The organism is Azospirillum soli (genome assembly GCF_017876165.1).
In the GTDB taxonomy this organism is placed as follows: Bacteria; Pseudomonadota; Alphaproteobacteria; order Azospirillales; family Azospirillaceae; genus Azospirillum; species Azospirillum soli.
In genome coordinates this window covers 1-25,540 of the sequence record NZ_JAGINQ010000039.1, presented here as the reverse complement: position 1 = coordinate 25,540, position 25,540 = coordinate 1, and the positions used below count along the sequence as shown (strand labels likewise).

At 65.9% G+C, this 25,540-nt stretch carries 17 protein-coding genes and 5 pseudogenes; 15 read left to right on the top strand and 7 right to left on the bottom strand.

Translation table 11 applies throughout. The features are described from left to right. Positions 1–74: 74 nt before the first annotated feature. Positions 75–947 (bottom strand): tetratricopeptide repeat protein, encoded by an 873-nt coding sequence (locus tag J2852_RS30050; protein WP_209882783.1) that lies wholly within the window; start codon positions 945–947, stop codon positions 75–77. A 316-nt stretch (positions 948–1,263) separates the two neighbouring features. On the opposite strand from J2852_RS30050, the gene J2852_RS30045 reads away from it, so the two are divergent. After that, positions 1,264–2,034 (top strand): cell wall hydrolase, encoded by a 771-nt coding sequence (locus J2852_RS30045; protein WP_209882782.1) that lies wholly within the window; start codon positions 1,264–1,266, stop codon positions 2,032–2,034. Positions 2,035–2,168: 134 nt separating this feature from the next. Here the strand turns inward: J2852_RS30045 and J2852_RS31850 are convergent. Beyond that, positions 2,169–2,444, bottom strand: a pseudogene (locus J2852_RS31850) (transposase); the annotation flags it as partial. Between the two features lie 2 nt (positions 2,445–2,446). On the opposite strand from J2852_RS31850, the pseudogene J2852_RS31845 reads away from it, so the two are divergent. Beyond that, positions 2,447–2,676, top strand: a pseudogene (locus J2852_RS31845) (transposase); the annotation flags it as partial. Here the strand turns inward: J2852_RS31845 and J2852_RS30030 are convergent. Continuing rightward, positions 2,621–3,304: pseudogene (locus tag J2852_RS30030) on the bottom strand (IS6 family transposase). The pseudogenes J2852_RS31845 and J2852_RS30030 overlap by 56 nt on opposite strands. A gap of 709 nt (positions 3,305–4,013) precedes the next feature. Between J2852_RS30030 and J2852_RS30025 the strand changes: the two are divergent. Then, positions 4,014–8,246, top strand: a complete 4,233-nt coding sequence (locus J2852_RS30025) for an autotransporter outer membrane beta-barrel domain-containing protein (RefSeq protein ID WP_209882776.1) — start codon at positions 4,014–4,016, stop codon at positions 8,244–8,246. A 78-nt stretch (positions 8,247–8,324) separates the two neighbouring features. Beyond that, positions 8,325–8,816: an invasion associated locus B family protein gene (locus J2852_RS30020; RefSeq protein WP_209882774.1), complete on the top strand. Its 492-nt coding sequence runs from the start codon at positions 8,325–8,327 to the stop codon at positions 8,814–8,816. 187 nt (positions 8,817–9,003) lie between these two features. Here the strand turns inward: J2852_RS30020 and J2852_RS32470 are convergent, their stop codons facing one another. After that, positions 9,004–9,249 (bottom strand): DDE-type integrase/transposase/recombinase, encoded by a 246-nt coding sequence (locus J2852_RS32470; RefSeq protein ID WP_209882772.1) that lies wholly within the window; start codon positions 9,247–9,249, stop codon positions 9,004–9,006. Positions 9,250–10,948: 1,699 nt separating this feature from the next. Between J2852_RS32470 and dctP the strand changes: the two genes are divergently transcribed. The 3 genes from dctP to J2852_RS30000 all read left to right on the top strand — a co-directional run bounded on the left by dctP (position 10,949) and on the right by J2852_RS30000 (position 13,911). After that, positions 10,949–11,968, top strand: a complete 1,020-nt coding sequence (gene dctP / locus J2852_RS30010) for a TRAP transporter substrate-binding protein DctP (RefSeq protein WP_246500086.1) — start codon at positions 10,949–10,951, stop codon at positions 11,966–11,968. 63 nt (positions 11,969–12,031) lie between these two features. After that, positions 12,032–12,595, top strand: coding sequence for a TRAP transporter small permease (locus J2852_RS30005; protein ID WP_209882770.1), 564 nt, complete (start codon positions 12,032–12,034; stop codon positions 12,593–12,595). Beyond that, positions 12,592–13,911 carry a TRAP transporter large permease gene (locus J2852_RS30000; protein ID WP_209882768.1) on the top strand — a complete coding sequence of 440 codons (1,320 nt, stop codon included), beginning with the start codon at positions 12,592–12,594 and terminating at the stop codon, positions 13,909–13,911. The genes J2852_RS30005 and J2852_RS30000 overlap by 4 nt, the downstream gene beginning before the upstream one ends. A 208-nt stretch (positions 13,912–14,119) precedes the next feature. Here J2852_RS30000 and J2852_RS29995 read toward each other — a convergent pair. After that, positions 14,120–15,090, bottom strand: a pseudogene (locus J2852_RS29995) (IS701 family transposase). A 178-nt stretch (positions 15,091–15,268) separates the two neighbouring features. Here J2852_RS29995 and J2852_RS32465 point away from each other — a divergent pair. Next, a pseudogene (locus J2852_RS32465) lies at positions 15,269–15,514 on the top strand (transposase); the annotation flags it as partial. A 118-nt stretch (positions 15,515–15,632) separates the two neighbouring features. On the opposite strand, the gene J2852_RS29990 reads toward J2852_RS32465, so the two are convergent. Next, positions 15,633–17,258, bottom strand: coding sequence for an ArsB/NhaD family transporter (locus J2852_RS29990; RefSeq protein WP_209882766.1), 1,626 nt, complete (start codon positions 17,256–17,258; stop codon positions 15,633–15,635). A 72-nt stretch (positions 17,259–17,330) separates the two neighbouring features. Continuing rightward, entirely contained in the window at positions 17,331–18,107 is a 777-nt protein-coding gene (locus J2852_RS29985; protein ID WP_209882764.1) for an SDR family NAD(P)-dependent oxidoreductase, read from the bottom strand. A gap of 321 nt (positions 18,108–18,428) precedes the next feature. Between J2852_RS29985 and J2852_RS29980 the strand changes: the two genes are divergently transcribed. The 7 genes from J2852_RS29980 (at position 18,429) to J2852_RS29950 (ending at position 25,121) form a co-directional block, all read left to right on the top strand. Beyond that, positions 18,429–19,238, top strand: a complete 810-nt coding sequence (locus tag J2852_RS29980; protein WP_209882762.1) for an IclR family transcriptional regulator — start codon at positions 18,429–18,431, stop codon at positions 19,236–19,238. Next, on the top strand, positions 19,226–20,263 hold the full coding sequence (locus J2852_RS29975) for a 2-dehydro-3-deoxygalactonokinase (protein ID WP_209882760.1): 1,038 nt from the start codon (positions 19,226–19,228) through the stop codon (positions 20,261–20,263). Before J2852_RS29980 ends, J2852_RS29975 begins: the two co-directional genes overlap by 13 nt. After that, positions 20,256–20,906 carry a 2-dehydro-3-deoxy-6-phosphogalactonate aldolase gene (locus J2852_RS29970; protein ID WP_209882758.1) on the top strand — a complete coding sequence of 217 codons (651 nt, stop codon included), beginning with the start codon at positions 20,256–20,258 and terminating at the stop codon, positions 20,904–20,906. Before J2852_RS29975 ends, J2852_RS29970 begins: the two co-directional genes overlap by 8 nt. Positions 20,907–21,051: 145 nt before the next feature. Next, the gene (locus tag J2852_RS29965) at positions 21,052–22,020 is read left to right on the top strand and encodes a tripartite tricarboxylate transporter substrate binding protein (protein ID WP_209882757.1); all 969 of its coding nucleotides are present in this window, start codon (positions 21,052–21,054) and stop codon (positions 22,018–22,020) included. Between the two features lie 60 nt (positions 22,021–22,080). Further along, entirely contained in the window at positions 22,081–22,635 is a 555-nt protein-coding gene (locus J2852_RS29960) for a tripartite tricarboxylate transporter TctB family protein (protein WP_209882755.1), read from the top strand. Positions 22,636–22,665: 30 nt separating this feature from the next. Next, a complete protein-coding gene (locus J2852_RS29955) occupies positions 22,666–24,210 on the top strand; it encodes a tripartite tricarboxylate transporter permease (protein ID WP_209882753.1) in 1,545 nt (514 codons plus the stop codon). After that, the gene (locus tag J2852_RS29950; protein WP_209882751.1) at positions 24,207–25,121 is read left to right on the top strand and encodes an SMP-30/gluconolactonase/LRE family protein; all 915 of its coding nucleotides are present in this window, start codon (positions 24,207–24,209) and stop codon (positions 25,119–25,121) included. Before J2852_RS29955 ends, J2852_RS29950 begins: the two co-directional genes overlap by 4 nt. Positions 25,122–25,540: the final 419 nt, after the last annotated feature.

Here is a 25,540-nt window from a genome sequence, read left to right as displayed (position 1 = left end):
TGCTCCGGAAACGTCCTCGCCGCTTCCGTACAACACGCTGCCGGGCGGGCCGGCGCGGAGGTCCGTGGGATTAATCAGCGCGCCACAGTCTCGTTCTTGCGGAGGTAGGTCAGCCAGCGCAGGTTCTCGTTCGCCGTGCCGAAATGGCGGGAGCTGTCCTGCACGGCCTTGATGAGGTAGGACTCGGCGGTGCCATACTCGCCGCGCGTGATGGCGGCGAAGCCGGCGTTGTTCAGGGCCGTGGGTGTGCGCTCCGCCGGCACCGCCGCCAGCGCGCGGTCGTATTGTCCCATCAGCGCGTTGGCGAGCGACATGTTGTCCTGAGCAGCGGTGAGGCCCGGCGCATGCCGCAGGGCCTGGTCGAACTGCCCGATCGCCTCGGCGTAGCGGCCCCGCAGCAGAAGCGAATATCCAAGATTGTTGTAGACCTCCGCCGCGGACGGGTTGATCTCCAGCGCGCGGCGGTAGGAGGCCTCGGCGCGGTCCCAATTCCGCTGGGCGTCGGAGACGCGGCCGAGCGCGTTCCAGCTGCGCCACAACGACGGATCCGCTGCAACCGCAGCGGCCAGCACCTGTTCGGCCGCCCCTGCCTTTCCCTGTTGCGCCAGCGCGATGCCCCGGCCCTGGAGGACCTGCGGGTCGTTGCGCATATCCGCCGGCAGCGCCTCGAACCCTTTCAGCGCGAGGTCGGCATTGCCCATCGCCAGATGCGCTTCCGCCATGCCCAGCCGGGCGCGGCGGTTGTCCGGTTCGGCCTTCATCGCGGTGGAGAAGGTCGACAGCGCGTTCTGGTGGAGACCATTGCGCAGTTCCTCTTCGCCCTGGGCGATCAGCCCCTCGACCCGCTCCGGCGTCGTTTGACGCAGCTGGATGGCGCCCGCCTGGTCAGCCGAGCGCGTCAATCCGGCGCATCCGGTCAGCGCCAAGGCCACGGTCACCCCGGCCACTCGAAACAATCCCCCCATCCCTCTGGCGTGACCTTTGGCATGCATCGTCATGGAGAGCCCCTCACGCTCATGAACCCGCCGTCACGATGGGCGGCTGCGCGCCGGTGGGTCAATTCGGCGAATCGGTATCGGACGGACTGCCCCGAAAGCTTGGGCGCCGATGAAACGCTTAGCCCGAATGGCGATGCGGGGAGGGCATTGCCGGACGGTATGGCATTCCACCTAAGACGATGGAATCCGAGACAAATTTGAAGAACCGCGCCTACAGTCGATGTGCCGCGCATGGGATCGCGCATGGGGGTGGATGGGGACAAACGTGCTGCGACCTTTGTTCGTTCGAATGAACCGATGGGCTGCGGGCGCTCTTGCGCTGACCCTGCTGATCGCTCTTCCGTCATCGGTCAAGGCAGCCGGCCCGGATTGTGCCGCCCAGAGGCAGGATGAGGTGACCTGCCTCGCCTGCAACATCTACCACGAGTCCCGTGGACAGCCCGAGCTTGGGCAACTGGCGGTCGCCATGGTGACGGTGAACCGGTTGCGCTCGCCGAACTTCCCAAAAACCATCTGCAACGTCGTGTGGGAGAAGGGTATCGATTACCGAACCGGCCGCATGGTCGCCCAGTTCTCATGGACGCTGGACGACCGGCCGGACGTGGTCCTTGAGCCTGCGGCGTGGGAATCGGCAAAGAGCATCGCCGCCCGTGCGCTGGCGACGCTCGCGTCGTCCCCCGTCGCCATCCCCGACCCGAGCGCGGGCGCTCTCTACTTCCACGCCGATTACGTGACGCCGGATTGGAGCGAAGACCCGGCCCTGCGCCTCGCCACCCGCATCGGAAACCACCTTTTCTATCGGCGTTCCAAGGACGCTCCGCCCGTCGCGCTGGCCGCGTTGCCGCGTGTGATGGCGAGCAACCCGGTTCCGTCGACTCCCATGGACCCGGATCTTCTCCAACACCCGGCGCATGCGGCGGTGCAGCGCGGCGCGAAGCTGATCAGCCTGTCGCGCAGCGGACCGGGCGGGTTTCTTGAAACCAAGGTGCATGAGGGAATGCGCACGCGGATCATCCTCGTGCGGCGTGAACCTTAGCAGGACGCCGCCGTGTGGCACGGATGGGTGTTGGAGTACGGAGACGTATTGGTTGGGTTGCAGCGATGGCGAGCATATGGATGGGTTCTCTGCTCTCACCCACGGGTTTTGCCGAACCCCGAATGGATCAAGCACGCGTCATAGCCGACCGGGTCCGCCGTATGCTCCCTTTTCCGCCGCGCGGACGCTCTGGCTATCCAGCACAGCGGCGGTCAGGCTGGCCTCGCGGCCTTCCTGCTCGCGGACTCGGGCGTAGAGGTCATGATGGAGACGCTCCAGCGTGCCGCCCCCGGCCCACAGATGCAAATAGCCGTGCACTGTGTTGCGCGGCGGCAGGTCTTTGGGCAGGTGACGCCGTTGGCGCCCGCCTCCAGCACGTATAGCACGCCGTTCAGGACCGCCCGCAGATCGGGCGGTGCGCGAGGCCATTGAGCGCGCTGGCGCCGGGCTGCGCGTCCTGCCGCCCTACAGCCCCGACTTCAATCCGATCGAAATAGCGTTCCCAAGCTCAAGGCGTTCCTGAAGAAGGCCGCGGCGCGGACCAAAGAAGCTCTCTGGGAGGCCATTCGACAGGGCATCGACGCAATCACGACGGCGGAGAGCGTAAACGTCTTCTCAGCCGCCGGGCATGACTGCGATTGAGAGGAAATTGCTTTAACGGCGCGCCGGCCACCTCGGCCCAGGCGACGAACGCCTGAGCCTGGGCAGCGCGATAGTCGAAAGCGGAGCGGTGGTCGCGCCGGAGGTGGACGAGGTTGTGGATCGGGTCGTGGATAGAGAGGAATCGTTGGACCTGCCGCGGTGATGTAAAGCGCTTCCTCGGCCGCTCACGCCCTCGGGTCGGCTGATGCGAGTTCTCGGCCCGGTTGTTGAGGGCCCTGTGCTGGCGGTGCTCGCAACGCAGCCTCAGATCCCTTCTTGGCGGCTGCGTAGGACTTCAACTTATCGGGGATCATCACCCGGGGTGCCCGCCCCACCTTTTGAGCAGCTTGCGCAGCAGACGCTTGGCCGCCGTCATGTCGCGCCGCCTCTGCACGAGCACGTTGAGGACGAAGCCGTCCCGGCCGACCGTGCGCCACAGGTGGTGCCTCTTGCCGGCGCTGCTGATCACGACCTCATCCAAATGCCATTCATCGCCCCGGGCAAGGCGCCGCGGGCGGATCCGGGTGGCGATTTCGGGGCCGACCGTGACGCCGCGCAGCGCCAGCATCTCCTCGACCATGCGCAGGCTTACCGGAAAGCGGAAGGACAGGCACACCGCATAGCTGATTCATGGCGGCCCTAAACCTCACCCCGGCGACCCTGCCAACCCAAACTTGACGGTGCCGTCCCGGCGAGTGGCTGGTCGAAAGGCATGGAACCCAGCGCCGACGCGCCTGGAGGAGGTTGCACGTCGGGCTCGATGCCGCCACCGGGCGGATTGTGGCGGCGACCCTAACCAACCACGATTTTGATGACGAATCGTAGGTCGGTCCTCTGCTGGGCCAGATTGAGGAGCCTTTTACCGATTTCGTGGCCGACGGGGCCTATGACCGGCACCTCCAGCACTTCGCCGAGCACGGGAGCATGGCGTGGCAAAAAAGGCCCCCGGCACAATGTTCGCGTCCTGGTCGAGGCGTCTTTCAGCCGCTGGAAACGCATCATTGGCGATGCCCTGCGGTTACGGACTGAAGATCGACGGAACACCGAAATCGCCATCGCGGTCCGGGTCCTGAACCGCATGCTCAACCTCGGACACCCGGACTGCGTCCACGTTGCGTAATCAAGACGCCGGGAAAGGGCTACCTGCGACCGGAATTGCCTCGCTGCAACAAAGTCACCGTCTCGATGCAACATGGTCGCGTTCTGGCGAGACGCCCCGTCACGGCCCGGCTATGTCCGACCGCACCACCATCCTGCAAATTGGAATCGTTCTTAATACTTTTGATAACAATCTCCCGGAAGTTCCCTGAGTTGGTAGACACCCCCGAGGCTCAGGAATGCATCGCCCGTCCGTCACGCATCTCACCCCTTTTCTGCTGGCCACCACCGCAATCGTGTCGCCCGCTTACGCGGCGGATGTGACCATCACCTCGCCGGGCACAGTCATCATCACGGCTGGGAAGTCCGTTGAGTTCCAAGCGGAGAACGGGGCGAGCAGCAGCAGCTTCGCCCAGGTGAACGGGGGCGTCACCATCGGCAGCGTGACGGCGACGGCGGCGGGGGTCGGCGTTCTCAACTTCACGGGCGACGGTGCGGCGGTCAACGGATCTGTCGGCAACCTGTTCCGGGTGACGATCGGCGGCAGCGGGAACATGGCCGTGACCGGCACCATGACAAACACCGGGGCTTTCTACTCACAAGCGGGAACCCTGACCGTCGGCGGCAATTTCCAGAATTCCTACGTCAACTTCACCAACAACAGGGACGGAACGCTGGTCCTCAACGGGGCAAGCAACTCCATCAGCTCCGTCCTGATGACGGGCAGCTCCGGCAGCCTCGGCACGATCACCCTCGGCGCCGGAAGCGACACGACCGTCACCGGTGCCGTGGGAAGCTCGGCGAAGCTCAAGCAGTTCAACCTCGACGGCACCCTTGCGACCTTTAATGGCAACATCAACGCCAGTGCGTTGAACTTCGGCGCCGACGGAACCGCCTCCATCCGCGGCGCAACCGTCAACGCACCCATCACCACCTCGACCGACGGCGCCGGGACCCTCATCGTCCAGCCCGCCACGCAGAGCATCCTCAACGGGACGATCGGCTCCGGTACCCACGGGCTGAAGCGGATCGAGATGAAGAGCGGCACGGGGAGCATCGTCACGATCACTCAAGCGGCCTACGCCGACGAGGTCGCGATCGGCGGCTTGGGGACCCTGATCCTCGACACGGGATCCCGGCTCGACACGTCGAGCGGCAGCGCCCGTGCCGCGACCGGCCCCGCCGTGACCTTCAGCCAGGACGGCCTGCTGTCGATCTCCAGCACGGATGTCCGGATCGGCTCCGTAACGACCTCGGGCGGCACGGCCGGACAGGGCAGGATTGCCTTCTCCGGCAGCGGCACCGTCACCCTGGGCGCCGGCATCGGCACCGAGGCCAACCGGCTGAAACAGATCACCATCAGCAACGCCGGCACGACGCTGAAGACCGCGCCGGCCTCGGCCAACTACGTGTCGACCGTCCGCTTCTCCGCCGACGCCACGTTCGACCTCAACGACGGGGCGAGTCTGACCGGCGAGGTGACGACCGCCACCAACCGGCGGGGCACCGTCGTTTTCCGGGGTGGGACCGGCGCGACGATCCAGGGCAACGTCGGCTCCGCGGCGGCCCAAATCAAAGCGCTCCAGGTCGGCGGCTACGGAAGCGGAACCGTGGATGGCAGCGTCTACGCCGAGACGATCTCCTTCACCAACGACCCCAGCGCCATACTGACCGTTTCCGGCAACATCGTCGGCCAGGTCGAAGGCACGCCCAGTGGTGGCGGCGGCGCGCTGACCTTCAGCGGTGCGACGACGACGGGCGGCAACATCGGCACGGCGTCACCGCTGGGCTCGGTCGTCTTCCAGGGCGCCGGCATTTCGACGCTGAGCCATGACATCAATGCCAGCGCCGCGACCGGTTCGGGCGTCTGGATCGCGGGTCCGGGCACGACGCTGACGATCGGCTCGTCCGGCAAGACCATCACCGGAGCGTTCAACAACGGCGGCACGCTCGACCTGGGCACCAACACCGTCACGGTCGCCGGCAACCTGTCCGGCACCGGCAGCATCGCCTTTACCGTGGGCGCGTCGGGCACCGGTTACATCGTCAACACCACCAACACCGCCAACTATGCGCCCGGCGTCGGCACCGTCACCATCACGCCGACGGTCAGCGGCACCACCATCGCCAACGGCGCGAAGATCGCGCTGATCCGCGGCGCCACCGGCAGCGCGGCCCCAGCCATCGCTTCTACGGTCTTCACAGTCGCGGGCACATCGACCCTGGCCTGGACGGTCGCCTCGGGAGCCGCCTATGCCGGGGCGGTGGACCTCAACGGCCACACCATCACGGCCGCGGATACGGTTCTCGTCGCCAGCGTCGACAGCGGGCTCACACCTCCCGTCACTCCCACCGGGCCGACCACTCCGACGGAGCCGACCACACCCGCCGTCACTCCCACCGAGCCGGCCACTCCGACGGAACCGACCACTCCCCCCGTCACTCCCACCACCCCCACCACTCCGCCCGCCGACGACGGCGTGATCGACACCTCCAAGCCGGTCTTCACCAACGGGGACGGGGCGGTGCAGAGGACGTCCGTCACCTTCGCCGGCGGCGTGCTGAAGCCGACCACCGCCCTGACGCTGGCCCAAACCGTCGTCGTCACCGCCGCGAACGGCACAATCGACCCGGGCGGTAACACCGTGACACTGTCCGGCCGGGTCGGCGGGGACGGTGTTCTCACAGTCAACGGCCCTGGGACGGTCGTCGTCTCCGGCGGCGTCTCCAACACCGGTGGCCTGGTAATCGAGCAGGGTAAACTGGTCGTGGCCGACGGCAGCCGGGTCGATGCGCCCGTCATCGTCGAGGGTGGCGGCACACTGGGCGGCACCGGCATCATCACCGGCCCGGCCGTGGTCTCGGGCATCCTGGCCCCCGGCAATTCGCCCGGCACGCTTACCTTCTCGGCGCCCCTGACCCTGACCGCGTCCAGCACCTTCCAGGCCGAGATCGACGGTCCTGCCGCCGGTACCGGCGCCGGGACGCATGACCGAATCGTCCTCACCGGTGATAGCCGCTTCACCGCCGCAGGCACGCTGAGCCCGATCCTGCGCGGCATCGCGGGCAACGCAACCAACAGCTACACCCCCGCAATCGGCCAAACCTTCGAGATCGTCAACGCCCAGGGTGGCGTGTCCGGCCAGTTCGCGGCCCTGACCCAGCCAACCGCCGGCCTCCCCGCCGGTACGCGCTTTGACGCGATCTATGGCGGAAACACCGTCACCTTGGCGGTCACGCCGGCCAGCTACGGCAATCTGGCGGCGGCCGGCCTGCCCCAGACGGCGGCCGGGCGTGCCGCCGGCACCGCCCTCGACTCGATCCGTCCGGCGGCCGGCACCCGGCCATCCGACGAAGCGAAGCCGTTCTACGACAGCCTGTACACCCGGTCCGGCGCACAGGCGGCCGGCGCCTTGGAGCAGCTTGCCGGCACGCTGCACGCCGACACGCTGAGCGCCGGCCTAGCGAACCGCCGCCTGTTCGGCCACGTCGTCGAGGCCCGGCAGGCCGCCGCCCGCGGCGGCGATGCCTGGACGCAGGGCGGGGCTTTCGCCTTTGCCAAGGCGGGCGGGCCGTCCGAGATGATCGCCAGCGCCGGTGTGCCCGGTGCCGAGGGAGGGGCATCCTCCGCCCGCCCGGCCGCCGACCAGGGCTTCACCGTCTGGGGCAAGCCGCTGCTGTCCTGGGGGCGCACGGACTCCGACGCCAACGCCCCCGGCAGCACCCGGCGGGGTGGCGGCGTCCTGCTCGGCGGCGAATTCGCCACCGAGCAGGGGGTCACGGCCGGCTTGGCCATCGGCTACCTGCGCAGCGAGGTCAAGAGCGCCGCAGGCGGTGGCACGGGCAAGGTGGACAGCTATCAGGCCACCCTCTATGCCGGCTGGACGGCCGGAGGAACCTTCGTCGACGCGGCGCTGGGCTATGGTCTCAGCCGGTATGACACCACCCGCACACCGGTCATCGGCGGCTTCGGCTGGACGGCCGACAGCTCAGCCGATGGCAGGGACTGGTCGGCGGAGATCGGCGCCGGTCATCGCTTCACCCTCGGCACGACCTGGTTCGAGCCGCGCGCCGGCCTGCGCTGGGAGCGGGTCCAGCGCGACGGCTTCACCGAGAGCGGCGCCGGCCCGTGGTCGCTGGGCGTTGGGGCGGAAACGATCACGGCGCTGCGCAGCGCGATCAGCGCCCGGATGGGGACGGTGATTCAGACCGGTGGCTTGGCGTTGGAGCCGACCGCCATGCTGAGCTGGGAGCACGACTTCCGCGACACCGCCGCAGGCGGCGGGCACGGCTTCGCCGGCACCGCTTTCCGGGTGAAGGGGGCCGAGCCGGGCCGGGACGCCGCGGTGATCGGCGCCGGAATCGGTGTCCGCCTCACCGACCGCCTGAAGGCTTCGGTCGGTTATACCGGCGAACTGCGCCAGGGCGACACCGCCCACACGGCCACCGCCGGGCTGCGCCTGTCCTTCTAAGCGGGCAGCAGGGCACGGCTCGTCCGTCGGCGGCCGTGCCCTGCTGCCTGACTTCGCAAATTTCCTTGGACTCCCGCGATGCGCCTCTTCATCCCTTCACTCACGGCCTTGTCCGTCCTTGCCGCTTTCCCAGTCCTGGCCGCTTCGCACGCCGGCAAGACCTTCGGCGACTGGGCGGTGGAGTGCGAACGGGCACCGGGCGGCGAGACCCGTTGCTTCCTGTCGCAGACGCAGCTCCTGAAGGAGAGCAACGCGCGCCTGCTCAAAACGTCGGTCGGCTATTTGGGGCCAAAGGAGGAACCAATGCTGGTGCTCCTGCTGCCGTTGGGCGTCGACCTGCGCGCGGGCATCGCGCTGAAGGTGGACGACAGCCCTCAGCTGACCTTGGTCTACCAGCAATGCGTGCAGGATGGCTGCATGGCTGCCGTGCCGCTCAACGGCCCGACCCTCGCCGCATTGCGCAAGGCCAAGCGCATCCAGGTTGGGATGATGCCCTACGCCAGCACGCAGACCATGACCGTCAACGTCTCGCCCAACGGGCTGGCGAGCGGGATGGACGCGCTGCGCTGACGGCTCTGTTGCAAAGTTCTGATGGAGACAAAATCGCTGTGGTGTTGTGCTGTTCTCAGGCGGCACCATCGAACAACGCGTTCACGAAGGCGGCCTAGGCGACGATGTCGTCTCCCGTGATTGCTTTCACCTGTCCTTTTCTCACCATCGTCAAAATCTCATAACAGACCAGGGTGCGCCACACGGTTCAGAAATTCTTGAAGCCGAGCCTAGGCCGGACCAGCCGCTTTATTCGCCGATGATCTTGCTCAACAATGTTGAGATACTTGACCCGGCGCAGTCTGGCGAAGCGCCAGAGCCGTCTGCCCCACGTCATGTGGGCCACCGCCTGGGGGTAAGCGGCGTTCTTGTCGACCGTGATGGTGCGGGGGATTGACTGTGTTCGGTCGGGCCAGGGCTCTTTGAAAGAACCGCTTGGCGGCGGCGGTATCACGCCGGGCGCTGAAGCCGAGACCCCGCATGCCCCGCCGCAGCGGGCGCCGATTGCACGTGGCTGTCGATCCGGAGAGCGGCGATTCGCGCAACAACGCTCGGCAGAAAGGCACTCTGCCTTGAACAGTGTATCATTTAGTAGCGGCTGCCGACGATAATAGATGGTTTAGCGCAACACATATTATTGATCCGGAAAGATGATATCATATTATCAATATAGATTATTGCCAGATTGCCCGCCCGGCTCACCACCCAATCCCGAATCAATAAAGCCGCCAGGATCATCACCTGGGCTAGTGGCAGACAATGGATCAACAGTGGGAATTGCAGGCAAATTTCCGGGATCGGAGAGTTCCTTGAAATCGCGCGTTGTTACTTCAGTTTCGCGCGCTTCACAGACAGTGTGGTCAGACCGTAAGGCAGCTTGGAAGAGGTTGCAATCTTCCCCAGTAAGCACACTCAGGACATGATCAGCGACAGATTTGCCGGACGTCCCAATCGAAACAACGTCGGCAACCGCTCCCACAGCACAGCCGCAGAGCGGAAGAATTAAAACGGACAAAGCAACCCAGACGCACAAGCCATCGGATGCGCTTTGCTTTCTTGGCGGGCGATCGGGCTTCCGCATCGCATGTCAGCTGCGGTTCAATCCGGCTTTGCGTTATTGGCGCTGCCACAGCCGCCAAAAACCAGCCAGAACAATCCAAAAACCGCGGCTATCGTGCGTCGAGCCATCGTCATGGCGACCTCCTCTCACGGATGTCCGCGCGCCAGAGCGTGTGGGGACCACGTAGCGTAGACCCGATCCGGCTGAAGCGGGGGTACGCTTTGGGAGAGAGCAGAACGCAGAGGAGCGAGGATTCGACCTGAAGGCCTTGTCAAATGGCCCGCCGGTTTCCGAATGCGTAGATGCGGGCCGCACGCGGATCGCGGATCATCGCGCGCGAGGTCCTGCGCGAGCTGACGCGATGGGTCGGGTTGCCGACGTTCCACTGATGAGCGCCTTCGGGAGGACGATCATGCAACTTTTGACCTGTGCCGAAGCTCTGCGCCGCCATAACAGCTCTGGCCGGCTTCCTGCTCAGAAGCTGTTCGTAGACGTCATGCGCTGACATCCTGGACAGCGAGAGTGCCGCAGGGCGCCAAGTTCAGGCGCCGGATCAGTTCCTGCCAGCGCGGCTTGGCGGCCATGTGCATTCCACCGCCGCCGCCTTGTCGCCCCGGATGCGGATGGCTTCGAGGGCCTTGTCCAGCCACGCGCGGTCGGGACCATAATGTTCGCCCAACATGAAAGGCCCGCCGCCCCTCCGGATCAAGGGCCGCGTGGCGGTCCAGCACCTCGCGCCCCAGCGCCACGCTCGATGCCTCGCCACGCCGCAACAGCAGCGCGTCGCACAGCGCCGAGGTCGCCCGAGTTCCCCTCCGGCGCACGGCTGCGCCCGAGCAGGGCACGGCCGCACTTGGCGATGCTCTGAAGCAGGTCGCTGAAGTATGCGCCGTTCGACATGTGGCGGACCTCCGAAGCCCAAGGTCGAATTGTCCGCCTTCCAGAGTCGGTATACAGTTAAAACTATTTCCTACGCGGAAAGTGCAATATTGCTCATAAAATGGCAACGGCGTATAAAAACCAACAACCCAATGCATGCGGCCAGCATGCAATTCCATGCGCAAAGCATGCGAATCACCGTGGAGGAGCGCTCATGAGATCCCTGGATGTCCTGTGCCGCACCGCGTCCGCAGCCATGATCGCGGGCCTGCTGACGTTGCCCATTACCGTCGCGTCCCCCGCCGCCGCACAGACGTTGAAGGCCTCGCACCAATGGCCAAGCGGCACGGGCGACTTCCGCGACGAAATGATTCAGATCATCGCGAAGGAGTTGAACGCGGCCAACGTCGGGCTGGAGGTTCGCGTTTTCCCCGGCTCATCCCTGGTGAAGCCGCGCGAGCAGTGGAACGCCCTGTCGAAGGGACAGATCGATATCTCCCTCTTCCCGCTGGACTACGCCGCCGGAAAGCACCCGCAGTTCAGCGCGACGCTCATGCCGGGTCTCGTGAAGAACCACGAACACGCCAAGCGGCTGTCCAAGTCACCTTTCATGGATGAAATCAAGAAGATCGTCGAAAGCGAAGGCATCATGGTGATCGCCGACAGCTGGCTTGCCGGCGGCTTTGCGTCCAAGAAGCAGTGCATCCTCAATCCTGACGACGCGAAGGGGCAGGTGATGCGCGCCGCCGGGCCGATGTTCGAAAAGATGCTGGCCGGCGCGGGCGCATCGCTGGCCTCCATGCCCAGTTCGGAAATCTACACGGCGATGCAGACCGGCGTGCTGGACGGCGCCAACACCTCGTCGGAGAGCTTCAGTTCCTACCGCCTGCAGGAGCAGGTCAAGTGCATGACCCCGCCGGGCGAACAGGCCCTGTGGTTCATGTACGAGCCGCTGCTGATGTCCAAGCGCACCTTCGACCGGCTGAACCCGAAGCAAAAGGAAGCGCTGCTCGCCGCCGCGAAAAAGGCGGAGGACTACGGCTTCGAGAAGGCCGCTGAAGCCGATAAGCAGATGGTTGAGCTGTTCCAGAAAGCCGGCGTGCAGATCGTCTACATGACCGCCGAGCAGGCCGACGCCTGGCGCAAGCTTGCCAAAGAGACCTCGTACAAGACCTTCGCCACCGAGGTTCCGAACGGTCAGGCTCTGATCGACAAGGCGCTGGCCGTCCAATAACACACGTCATGCCCCGGCCATCCAGGTGCCTCGGCATCCGGATGGCCCCGGAAAGAGGCCATCATGGACCGTTTCATCCGAAGCGTGGCGCTGCTGTCCCGGATCTGCGGTTTCATCGCGGCCACGCTGATCCTCGTCTCGATCGGCGTGGTCACGCACATGGTGGTCCAGCGCTACTATTTCGGCCAGCCGACCATCTGGCAGACCGAGTTCGTGATCTACGCGCTGATCGCCTCGACCCTGCTGGGCAGCCCCTACGTCGCCCTGCATCGCGGCCACGTCAACATGGACATCGTGCCGATCTATGCGGGGCAGCGTGTCCGTTTCTGGCTGGCCCTGGTGGCGTCGTCGGGCTCGCTGTGCTTTTGCCTGCTGCTAGCGTGGTACGGGGCGCATTTCTGGCATGAGGCTTGGTCCAAGGACTGGCATTCCGACACGCTGTGGCGCGTTCCGCTGTGGATCCCCTATCTGGCGCTGCCCGTGGGCATGGGTATCCTGTCATTGCAGTTTGTCGCGGACATCCTCAGCCTCATGACCGGCCGGACGCTGCCCTTCGGCTTGCCGGCCAAAACGGGCACCGAGGCGCTGGTCGAGTCCTTCCCCATGCATGTGGATACCCTGCAATGAGTCCCGTCGTCATGGGAGCCTTCGTGCTCGCCGGGACGATCCTCGTGATGATGACGGGGATGCCCATCGCCTTTTCGTTGGGGCTCGTCTCGGTTGCGGCGTTGGTCGTGTTCGAGGGGCCGCACAGCTTGGATTTCCTGGCTGAAACCTTCATGGGCGGACTCGACGACTTCACGCTGGTCTCAATCCCTATGTTCGTGCTGATGGGGGCGGCGGTCGCTTCCTCGCGCGCCGGCCGCGATCTGTACGAGGCGTTGGACCGCTGGCTCTACCGGGTGCCCGGCGGTCTGGTGATCTCCAACCTCGGGGCCTGCGCGCTGTTCGCGGCTTTGACGGGATCCTCGCCCGCGACTTGTGCGGCCATCGGCAAGATGGGTATCCCGGAGATGCGCAAGCGCGGCTACCCGGACGAGATTGCCACCGGGTCCATCGCGGCCGGCGGCACGCTGGGCATCCTGATTCCGCCCAGCCTGACCTTCATCCTTTACGGCATCGCCACCGAGACCTCCATCGGCCGGCTGTTCCTGGCCGGCGTCGTGCCGGGCATCCTGCTGACCGGGCTCTTCATGATCTGGACGTGGTTCGCCGTGCGCCGCAGCGGACACATGGCCTACGCGCCCGATTTCCGCTGGTCGTGGCGGGAGAAGTTCGCCTCCCTACCCAAGGTGCTGCCCTTCCTGGCGATCATCGGCGCCGTGATGTGGGCGCTCTACGGCGGCGTGGCGACCCCATCTGAGGCGGCGGGCGTGGGGGCGCTGTTCTGCCTGCTGCTCGCCATCGTGCTGTACCGGATGTGGCGCATCCAGGATCTGGTCGCGATCTTCCGCGACACGACCAAGGAATCGGTGATGATCCTGATGATCATCGCTGCCTCAATCCTGTTTGGCTACATGCTGACGAACCTGTATCTGACCCAGTCGCTGGCGCAGTGGATCGCCGCACTCGACGTCAACCGCTGGGTCCTGATGGCGGCGATCAACCTTCTGCTGTTGGTGGCCGGCTGCTTTCTGCCGCCGGCGGCCATCATCCTGATGACCACGCCGATCCTGTTGCCGATCATCACGGCAGCCGGTTTCGACACGGTCTGGTTCGGTGTCATCCTGACCATAAACATGGAGGTCGGGCTGATCACCCCGCCGGTCGGCCTGAACCTGTACGTCATCAATGGCATCGCCCCCGATGTGCCACTGTCCAAAATCCTGTGGGGAGCGGCCCCCTACGTCGGATGCATGCTGCTGGCCATTGTTGCGCTGTGTGTGTTTCCGGGCATCGCGACGTGGTTGCCGGACCAGCTAATGGGGCCTGCCGCCGGCTGACCACGGCTTTCCAGGCGAGGCCCGACCGTCCCGCCTTTTGGGTCGGCACTGTCATGTGTGGACGACCGCTGCGGCGCAAGGGAAAAGAAGTCCGAATTGGGGGTGGCCTGAAATGTCTGCTGCGGCAGGCTGCGGGGAGCTGTGGCGAGCACCGTCAAGTTTGGGTTGGCAGGGTCGCCGGGGTGCGGTTTAGTACTACAGTGGGGATTTACCAGTTTGGGTACGGCGGCTCCAGTGGCACTGGCGCGCTTGTTGCTGGTGACGTCGTCGCCAGACGGACCAAGCGATAACGGCGGTGGGTTCTGGTGGTGGCAGGCCGATCCAGGAGGCAAGCAGGCGGCGGATTTCCGGCACGGTGAGGGGCAGCAAATCGGCCGACAGATCGACGCGCTCCTCGCCCCCCGATAGCCGCCGCTCGGGCGACGGTGAGAAAGGCCAAGGCGAACATGGCCAGCGTGACGTGGCGGTGCCATGCCGTCCAGGTGCGCACCTCGTACTGGTCGAGCCCAACTTCGCCCTTGGCGGCTTCGAAACACGACTCCACGGTCCAGCGCGTGCCGGCAATCCGCACCAGCGTTGGCAACGGCGTGCCCTCCGGCGCGAAGGTCAGGTAGTAGGTCAGCGCGTTCGGCTCGGCGATCGAGCGGCGCACCAGCAGACCCCGGCTCCCTCCGGCACCCCGGCCAGACGCCGGCGGCCGGCATCCGCCGCCCATTCCTCGGGCAGGTACAGCGCGCGGTCGATCAGCGCCCGCCCGTGGCGGCTGGCATAGCCGAGGAACACGGCGACTTGGCAGTTCTCGGTGCGCCCGGCGGTGCCGGAGTATTGGCGTTTGACGCCGACCGAGCGGGTGCCCTTCTTGAGAAAACCGGTCTCGTCGAGCACCAGCACGCCATCGGCATCCCCCAAATGCTCACTGACGTAGGCTTGCAGGTCATCGCGGACCGCCGCGGCATCCCAGCGAGCGCGACCGAGAAAGTCGTGCAGGGCGTCCGGCGTGCGATCACCTGTGGCTTCCGCCAGATGCCAGCCGTTCTTGCGCTCCAGTGGAGCCAGCAGCCCGCGGAGATAGCTCAACGCCCGCTGCCGCACCTCCACGCGACGAAAGCGGGGCGCCAGTTGTTCCACCAGATCTTCCAGGGCGTTCGCCCACCTGTCCGCCTCGCCGAGAGCCGTCATCTGTGGATCCTCCTTGCCGACCCACGTTCAACAACTGCTCTTGCCCAGCATCACCTCCGATAAATCCCCGCTGTAGTACTAAGCGCGCTGGGAAAGCAGCGAACCAGGGCACAATGAAGTGATCTGTCCCTTGGTTGGTGGACACCTCGCCTGGATCGTATGATCCGTGGGGTGTTGGATGGGACAGGGTAAGCGGCGGTTCTTCACGCCGGAGTTCAAGGCGCAAGCCGTCAAGCTGGTCACCGAAGGTGAGCCCCCGATCAGCCAGATCGTCGACGATCTTGGGATCGGAGAGAGCCTGCTGCGCCGTTGGCGCCGCGATTATGAAGAGCACGCAGCGCCAATGCTGAACGGTCCAGCTGCTCCAGCAAGGAAAATGTCCTTGGAAGAAGAAGCCCGTCGCCTCCAGCGTGAGAATAAACGACTGCGCCAGGAGCGCGAGATCCTAAAAAAGCGACACCGCGTCGCCCGGCCGATGCGCGCCCATGGCCTGCAGCCGAAGACCCGGCGCCAGTTGCACCGCACCACGCTGGAATCCGGTATCAAGAGGGCAAGCGTTGTGCCGAGCGTTGTGCCTGGGCCGCGCTGGACAGCGAACGGCGGACGACGTGCCGCGCCACGGCCAGGACGGCGAGCACACCCAAAGCAGCGGCGCCAATCAGGTTTGTCTCAACCCCGCCGACGTAAACGTAGCAGCTCAGGTACACGGCCGAGATCAGGACCGTGATCGCCATCACCGGCAAACCGAACTTCAGGAAGCCGACGAACGGCATGTGGTGCCCGTCCTTCTCCAGAAGCCCGACCGTCGTGACATTGGCACTCGCCCCGATCAGCGTCCCGTTGCCCCCCAGGCATGCTCCCAGTGCCAGGGACCACCATAGGACGTTCGTCGCCAAGGCAACCTCCGCCTCCGTCATCCCGGTCGCTTCCAACTCCGTCGAAAAGCTGGCCACCAGAACGCGCACGATCGCCACCGCCGCGATCGTGTAGGGAATGTTGTCCACCACGGCCGACGCGACCGCGCTGAACACCAGGATCATCAGCGCCGCCACCAGAAGTTTGGCCTGTATTCCCAGGCCGAACCCTGCCGACACCGCATCGACCAGAACCTGCAACTCTCCGGCCGCGCTGGCGATCAGACCCGTGTGCTCGGCGGCGCTGATGGCCATGAACAGGAAAATGAAAAAACCAAGCGTCAGCCACTCGATTCCGCGCTCGAAGGAATGGGTGAAGACATGCTCGGCTTTCTTGGCCCCCAGCGTGCGCCACAGGATGGCGTGGCGGCCGATCATGGTCAGCGCCGCGCCGGCGAAGGCGATGACGCCCACCGGCAGATGCGTCAGGCTGTGCGTGAAGAACCCGGCGAACGTCAGCGCCACCACGCCCAAGGTCCAGGCGAGCACGGTGGGATCGATCAGTTTGACCTCCTCCACACTCTCGGGATCTCCGGCATGCGCGTCTCTCAAATCGAGCCGGTACCAGAAGGCGGAGAAGGAGCACAGCGCGATCATCATGAAGATGACCGGGACGGCCAGAAAATAGATGAAATCCATGAAGGCCAAGCCGCTGGCCACGCCGACGATGACGTTGGGTGGATCGCCGATGAGAGTGGCGGTGCCGCCGATGTTGGCCGCCATGATCATCGGCATCGCCAGCGCCCACACCGACAGGCGCAGGCTTTTCGCGGCTTTGGAGACGACCGGGGCCATAAACAACACGGTGGTGACATTGTCGGCGAAGGCCGACAGGAAGCCGGTGCCGGCGATGACAATGTTGGCCAGCACCGTGGGTCGTCCTTTGGCCCAGCGCACCATGCGCGCGTTCAGCCAGTCGAAGATCCGCGTTTCGACCAACACCGAGACGATCGCCATCATGCTGCCGAGCAGGAAGATCACGTTCCAGTCCACAGCCCGTGCCGCAGCGTCGAAATCCATGATCCGCAAGGGCGTTGCCGCCGAGATGAGCAGCATCGTCCCGACCACGAGCGCCGCCGCCAGAGTCTTGTGACACGCCTCGATGATGAGCAAGGCGAACAGCAGGACGAGCAGCAGGCCAACGGTGCTCTGCGCCGCGGCGCTGGTGGAGTAGTCGAAATGCCCGGCTTCTGCCGCAAAAGCAGAGACCGATGGCAGCAGGACCGCCAGCGCGGCTCCGATGGCTGCTTTCATGGTGCGAGCTCCCGAAGGCGAGGGGAAGCGCCGAAAAAGCGGCGGCTTCCCCCAAAGGAACACCTCAGAGCATCACGGCATGTACTGGCCGCCGTTGATGTCGAGAATCTGACCCGTGATGTACCCGCTGCAGGCGTGCGAGGCCAGGAACAGGAAAGCCGGCGCGGAATCCTCCGGACGGCCGAACCGGCCCATCGGGATGCCGGCGGAAATGCGGGCTTTGGTCTCCGCATCCTTGTCGGCGTGGAAGGCGGTGTCGAAGGTGCCCGGCGACACGGCGTTGAAGCGAATGCCATCCTTGGTGTGGAAGGTCACCCAGTTCTTCTGGATGTTGTGCAGCCACGCCTTGGCAGCGCCGTACAGGCCGGCGCCGGGGCCACCGCCGGTGTAGCCGGCGAACGAGCCGACCAGAATCACCGACGTGGTGGTGCCGCTCTGCTCCGCCGCGGCTTTCAGGTGGGGCAAAGCGTGTTTCGTGACCATCAGGGCGGAGCGCGCGTTCAGGTTCATCACCGCGTCGAAGAAGTCGTCGTCGATCTCCGGCAGCGGCTTGCGGCCGACGAGGCCGCCGGCGTTGTTGATCAGCACGTCGATGCCGCCGAAGCGCTCGACGAAGGCCTGCACCAGGCGGCCGCATTCCTCGCTGGACGCCACGTTGCCCTGAAGAAAGGCGACCTCGCCGCCCAGCCCGTTCAGGCGGGCGAGCGTGCCCTCCAGGTCCGGGGGGGTCCGGAAGCTGTTCATGCCGACCTTGGCGCCGGCGCGCGCGAAGGCCTCCACCGCGGCCAAACCGATGCCCTGGGTGGAGCCGGTGATCAGAACGCGCTTGCCCTTCAGATCGTCAAACATCGCGGTTTCCTTTTGTGATCGTCGCTGCGGAGCCACGCGCGACGATGCCGTCCATCGGCATTCGTGGGGGCGTGGCGTGAGCTTTGGAGGGGGCTTGCCGCACCGCCTTGGTGTCTCAAATAGTGAAACAAGTTTTCATAAGATAAGGGAATGCTATTCAAGACCGGAGTTTTGGTCAAGCTGGGTCGTTATCGACGGCTGGAATCCGGCGCGATGAGGTGTCTCACTATATGATCATAATTTCTTGTATTTGACAGCGCTGCGAAATGGTGTCTACTGTTGGCGACGAGGCGGCAGCGACACCCCGTGAGGAGCAGCGCCATGCACGATACCGCGGACCAAGACGATCCGGTCACGACGGAGAAGCGGCAGGGAGCCGGCACGCAGACCCTTCTGCGCGGCCTCGCGCTGCTCGAATGCGTCGCGGCCGGCACGAACGAAGTGAAGGGCATCGCCGCGCGGCTGAACACGCCGCGCAGCACGGTCCATCGCATGCTGAACAGCCTGGTGGCGGAAGGCTATCTGCACCATGTGCCCTATAAGGGCTACCTGCTCGGGCCGAAGTTGATCCAGCTGGGCATGAAGGCCCTGGAGCAGCGCCCCTTGGTCGCCCTGGCCCGGCCCTATATCGAGGCGTTGGCGCAACGCACCGGCGACACCGTTCACCTCGGCGTCGTTGATGGAAACGACGTCTTCTATCTCGACAAGATTTCCAGCACGCGCGGGCTTGAGATGCGCTCGCGCGTCGGGCATCGGATGCCGATGGCCTCCACCGGCGTGGGCAAGGCGCTCATGCTCGGGGAGCCGCCGTCGCGCTGGCACGAGCTCTACAGCAACGCCAAGAAGGCCGGGCCGGCTGATCGCGAAGGGCTGCGGTCGATCCCTTGGCCGAAATACGAAAAGCAGATGGCGGAGTATCTCCGGCGGGACTGGGTGTTCGACCTCGAAGAGAACGAGATCGGCGTCCGCTGCGTCGGCGCGCCGGTGCGCGACATCAGCAACAAGGTGGTGGCGGCCGTCAGCGTGGCGAGCGCCAGCCATTACATGTCCGATGACCGTATGGCGGAACTGGGGCCGATCGTTCGCGCCACCGCCTACGCGATCTCGAAGGAGCTGGGATGGACACGGTAACGAACCGGGCCGAGGACCCACCGGCCACACGGCCGGTGCTCCTTGCGCTCGACTGGGGCACGTCCAGTCTGCGTGCCTTCTTAATGGATGCCTCCGGCGCGATCGTCGATCAGCGCGCGAGCGCGCACGGGATCCAGAATCTGCCGGTCGCCGGCATCGCAGGTTTCGAACGCGCGTTCGCCGAGCTGTGCGGCGACTGGCTGAGCCGCTGGCCGGGCTTGCCGGTGGTGGCCGGCGGCATGGTCGGCAGCGCCCAGGGGTGGAAGGAAGCCCCCTACGTCGCCTGCCCGGCCGACACGCAGAGTCTCGCCTCGCGCGCGGTCTCGGTGGACAGCGCCCTGGGCGTTCCGATCCTGATTGCGCCGGGGTTGATGTTCGCCCCGGATGAGGACGCTCCGGACGGCGGCGCCCCAGACGTGATCCGCGGCGAGGAGATCCAGATCGCCGGGGCGCTCGCCGAGCATCCGACCTGGGCCAGCCAGGCCTGCATGGCCATGCCGGGCACGCATTCCAAATGGGTGCGGATCAAGGACGGCCGGATCGTCGGCTTCGCGACCTACATGACCGGCGAACTCTTCGCCGTGCTGTGCAAGCACTCGATTCTCGGCCGGCTGATGCCGGAGGGCGTCCCCGCGGATGCCGCCGCGGCCGCGGCGGCCTTCGTGTCCGGCGTCCAGGCGGCGCGCGACAGCCGTCCCGGCGATCTGCCGCACCAGCTGTTCGCCACCCGCACCCTTGGCCTCACCCGCCGCATGGCGCCGGAGCTGCTGAAAGACTACCTGTCCGGCCTGCTCATCGGACACGAGCTGGTCTCGGGCTCCGCGCGGATGCAGGAGGCGCTGGATGGCGACACGCCGCTTCTGCTGATCGGCGAGGGCGCGCTGTGCCGCCGCTATGGGCAGGCGCTCAGCGTTCTCGGCATCAAGCCGGCGGCGCAGATCGGAAACACCGCGCCGCGCGGGCTCTTCCAATTCGCGGTCGCCGCCGGCCTGATCGTTCCGGCGAAGGAGACGCTCCATGATTGACACCGATCGTGCAACACGCCTGGAAGGCGCGCTGGCGGCGCTGCCGCTGGTCGCCATCCTGCGCGGCCTGAAACCGGTGGAGGCGGAGGGCATCGGACGGGTGCTGTACGACGCCGGCTTTCGCCTCATCGAGGTGCCGCTGAACTCGCCCGACCCGTTCGACAGCATCGCGGCCCTGCGCCGCCTGCTGCCGCCGGAGGCGCTGGTCGGCGCCGGCACCGTGCTGGAGGTCGAGCAGGCGCAGCGCCTGAGCGCGCTCGGCGCCGATCTCGTGGTGATGCCGCACGCGGACACGGAGGTGATCCGCGCGGCGAAGCAGCGGGGCATGATCTGCCTGCCCGGAGTCGCCACCCCGACCGAGGCCTTCGCCGCTCTGCGGGCCGGGGCCGATGCCCTGAAGCTGTTTCCGGGTGAGCTGATCTCGCCCGTGGTCGTCAAGGCCATGCGCGCGGTGCTTCCCCACGGAACCCGCCTGATGCCGGTCGGTGGCATTTCCCCGGAGACCATGGGACCCTACCTTGACGTCGGCGTGACCGGCTTCGGCCTCGGCTCGGCGTTGTACGCGCCGGGCATGCGGCCGGAACAGGTTGCCGAACGGGCCGCGCGCTTCGTTGCCGCCTGGAAGGAGCGGCATCCCCCCTAACGCCGGCATCCCCCAACACCGCGCGTTCTCCTGCTGCCGTCTGGAGGCGTGGTCCGGGCTCAGCAGCCCACCGCGACGCGAACCTCTTACCTTTTTCAACGAGCAATGCCCCCCAATGAGGGCAGGGTTACAAAGGGAGACCCCAATGAAGTCGTATCTGTCCGTATCCTGTGCCGTTGCCGCCACCGTCGTTTCGGTCGGCCTTATGACGGCCGGCGCCTCCGCCGCTGAATACCCGTTCAAGCCGATCGAACTGATTGTGCCGTACGCTGCGGGTGGCGGCACCGATCTGGTGGCCCGCGCCTTCGCCGACGCCGCGAAGAAGCACCTGCCGCAGTCGATCGGCGTGGTGAACAAGACCGGCGGCGCCGGTGCCGTCGGCCTGAGCGAGATCATGGCCGCGCGCCCCGACGGCTACAAGATCGGCGTCGGCACGGTGGAAATCACCATGCTGCCGCACATGGGCGTGGCGCGCTTCTCGGTGGACGACTTCACGCCCATCGCCCGCCTCAATGCGGAGCCCAGCGCCATCACCGTCAACGCGGATGCGCCCTGGAAGACCGTCGAGGAGTTCCTGGCCCACGCCAAGGCCAACCCCGGCAAGATCCGCATCGGCAACTCCGGCACCGGGGCCATCTGGCACCTCGCCGCCGAAGCGCTCCAGGACAAGGCGGGCGTCAAGTTCAACCACATTCCCTACGACGGCGCCAACCCGGCGGTGACGGCCCTTCTCGGCAACCACATCGAGGCGGTCACCGTCAGCCCCGCCGAGGTCGTCAACCATGTTTCGGCCGGCAAGCTGCGCATCCTGGCGGTGATGGCCGACAAGCGCGCCACCAACTTCCCCGACGTGCCGACGCTCAAGGAGAAGAACATCGACCTCGCGGTCTACACGTGGCGCGGCATCGTCGTTCCGAAGAAGACGCCGCAGAACGTCGTTGACACGCTGCGCCTGGCCGCGAAGAACACCGCCGACGAGCAAGCCTTCCGTGACTCCCTGGCGAAGATGAACCTCACCCACGCCTACGCTGATGGTCCCGAGTTCCGCGCCGTCATGGAGAAGGACAACGCCTTCTTCAAGGACCTCATGACCAAGCTCGGTATGGCCAAGTAGGACAAGCGCGGCTCTCCGGCGGGGTGACCGCCGGAGAGCCGCCGCCGAGGAGGCACCACCATGAGCCACTCTTCCCCGTCCGACAACTCTCCTTCCGCCCATTCTCCTTCCAATGACGGCCATTCCGGGTTGAGCCGGACCGACCGCCTCGCCAACCTGATCATCGCAGCACTCGTGATCGCCGTTGCGATCGCCGCGATCGTCGCCACGGGCGATTTCCCCGCCACGTCCTTGGCGACGGACGTGGGTCCGGCCCGCTTTCCGATCATCTACGCCGTCGCGCTGATCGCCCTGTGCACGATCCTGATCATCAACACGCTCCGCAAACCAGTGACGGAGGCCGAACCGCAAGACACGACCGGTGGTGCCGGGCGTTTTGCCAGTCGCGTGAACGTCGCGGTGGGCATCGGTCTGACGGCGGTCTGCCTGATCGGCATGACCTACGTCGGCTACGCCGCCGCCACCGTGGTCTATTTGTCCAGCGTGATGTGGCTGATGGGCCAGCGCAACAAGCTGCTCAATCCGCTGATCGCGGTCGTCGTGACCGCCGTCATCTACATCACCTTCTCGACCGGCCTTCAGGTCCCGCTCCCCGTGGGCAGCCTCTTCGAATAGCCGCGTTCCATCTCCTTTCGGAGAGACGACATGTACGAACTCGACATGCTTCTCAAGGGCTTCCAGACGCTCCTGTCACAGCCCTTCGCGTTGCTCCTCTCGGTGGTGGGCGTGGCGGTTGGCATCGTGATCGGGGCCCTGCCGGGCCTGACCGCGACCATGGGCGTTGCGATCCTGCTGCCCTTCACCTTTGGCATGGACCCGTTGTCCGGCCTGCTGATGATCTGCGGCGTGTTCTTCGGCGGCATCTACGGCGGTTCGGTCACCGCCATCCTGCTGAAGATCCCCGGAACCCCCGCCGCCGCGGCCACGGCCATGGACGGTTTCGAGCTGACCAAGAAGGGCCAGGCGGGCATCGCGCTCGGCACGGCCACCTTCTCCTCCTTCCTCGGCGGCACCTTCAGTGTTCTCGTGCTGATCTTTCTGGCGCCGGTGCTGGCCAGCTTCGCGCTGGAATTCAGCGCGTCGGAGAGCTTCGCGCTCGCCGTGTTCGGCCTCAGCATCATCGCCAGCATCGCCGGCAAGTCGGTTATCAAGGGCCTGATCGCCGGCTTCCTCGGGCTGCTGATCGCGACCATCGGCCTGGACCCGATGGGCGGCTTCCCACGCTTCACCGGCGGTTACACGGAGCTGTTCAGCGTTCCGTTCATTCCCGTGATGATCGGCCTGTTCGCCGCCGCCGAAGCGTTCAAGGCGATGGAAGACCCGGCGGTCCGCAACGGGGCGGCCGCGATGCTGAGCCGCATCATCCCGCCCTGGAGCACGTTCCGCCGCATATTGGGCACGGTGGTCCGGTCCTCTGGCCTCGGCACCGTCATCGGTATGATCCCCGGCGCCGGCGCCGACATCGCCGCCTTCGTCGCCTACAACGAGGCCAAGCGCTTCAGCAAGACGCCGGAGAATTACGGCAAGGGCGAACTGGCCGCCGTCGCGGCTTGCGAATCCGGCGCCAACGGCTGCACCGGCGGCGCGCTGCTGACCATGCTGACGTTGGGCATCCCCGGCGACGCGGTCACGGCGGTGATGCTGGGTGCCCTGACGCTGCAGGGCCTGCAGCCCGGTCCGCTGCTGTTCCGCGAGCACGCCGACCTGGTCTTCACGCTGTTCGCCGGCATGCTGGTCTGCTACGTCCTGATGCTCGTGATCGGCCTCAGCTCGCTTCGGGTGATGGGCCGCATCCTGCAGATGCCGAAGTCGGTGCTGACGCCGGTCATCCTGGCGCTGTGCATCGTCGGCACCTACGCCATCAACAACAGCATGTTCGACATCGCCATCATGCTGGCGGCGGGTGTCGTCGGCTACTTCATGCAGAAGTGGGATTTCCCGGCGTCCCCCGTGGTGCTCGCCCTCATCATGGGGCCGATGGCCGAGGCCAACTTCCGCCGCGCGCTGTCGCTGTCCAACGGCAGCTACGACTTCCTCTACAACCGGCCGATCACCGCGATTCTGCTTATCATCGCCGGCTTCACGCTCCTGTTCCCGTTGGTGCGCGGTTTCATGCGGCGTTCCAAAGCCGCCAAAGGCGCGACGCGGGACGCCGCGTTGGCCCCCAATCCGGCAGGAGGCGCCGAATGACCACCATCACGACCATCGGGATCGATGCGATCATCGATCCCGACCTGCGCAACGGCACCGGCGAGAGCCCGGTCTGGGATGACGAGCGCCTCCAGTGGACCTGGATCGACATCCCGGCGCGCAGCGTCTTCCGGCTGGACCCATCCACCGGCAAGCGCCTCCGTTGGAGCCTGCCGGAGCTGATCGGCAGCCTCGTCCTGCGGCCGGACGGTGGCGTCGTCTGCGCCTGCGAGACCGGCGTCTTCGACGTGGACCTGCCGGAGGGAAGCGAGGAGGCGGTGGTCACCCGCCTCGCGTCCTACCGCTTCCCCAAGGAGGGCATGCGCTTCAACGACGGGCGCTGCGATCGGCAGGGGCGGTTCTGGATGTCCAGCATGGTCATGGACATCACCAAGGGCGACGCGTCCGGCGCGTGGTTCCGTTTCACCCGCGCCGACGGGCTGGTCGAGACGGGGCTGGACGGTTACGTGATCCCCAACGGTTCCGCCTTCAGCCCGGATGGGCGAACCTTCTACGCGTCGGACAGTCACCGCGACGTGCGGATGGTCTGGGTGTTCGACTATGACCCCGACGCCGGCACCGCGCGAAACCGCCGCCCCTTCATCGACATGCGCGCGATGGTCGGCCGGCCGGACGGCGCCGCGGTGGACGTGGACGGCTGCTATTGGATCTGCTGTCTGGACGAGGGCTGCATCAAGCGCTTCACACCCAAGGGGCACCTCGACCGCCGGATCGAGGTGCCCATGCGCAAGCCGACCATGTGCGCCTTTGGCGGACCGGACCGGCGGACGATGCTCGTCACCTCGCTCAGCCGCGGACCGGCGGACCTGGCAGATGATCCCCATGGCGGGCGCGTCCTGATGTTCGAGCCCGGCGTCCAGGGCATCCCCGAACCCCGCCTGATGATGTGACGCGCGACGAGAGCACGGCTGGAGGGCACTGCTGGAATGATCGTGCCGTTTTACGGACGAATCCCCCAACAGTGCCCTTCAGCGTGACGTTAGCACGTAATGTAGGCGAGTGATGATGGCTGCTGGCAACACTGCCGATGCCACGCGGCCTGGAGGTCGAGCTGTTGGCTGATGAACCGCACGGCCTTGGCGAGCACGTCCGACACGGCTTGGCTCCTTCCAGCGTCCAGCCATTCCGACGCATGTCGGCCAACTTCGCAACAGAGCCCACCCTACCGGATCGGAGACCGTTTGGGCTTAACCTGCATTAAGTACGCCTTCTGCAATCGGGCCGGTTCGGTCAAGCCTCTCCCGCCGTGATCTCGTCGCAGGGCTCATGCTTCTGTCCGTGGTCGGCATGGAGCCGCCACATGATGCGA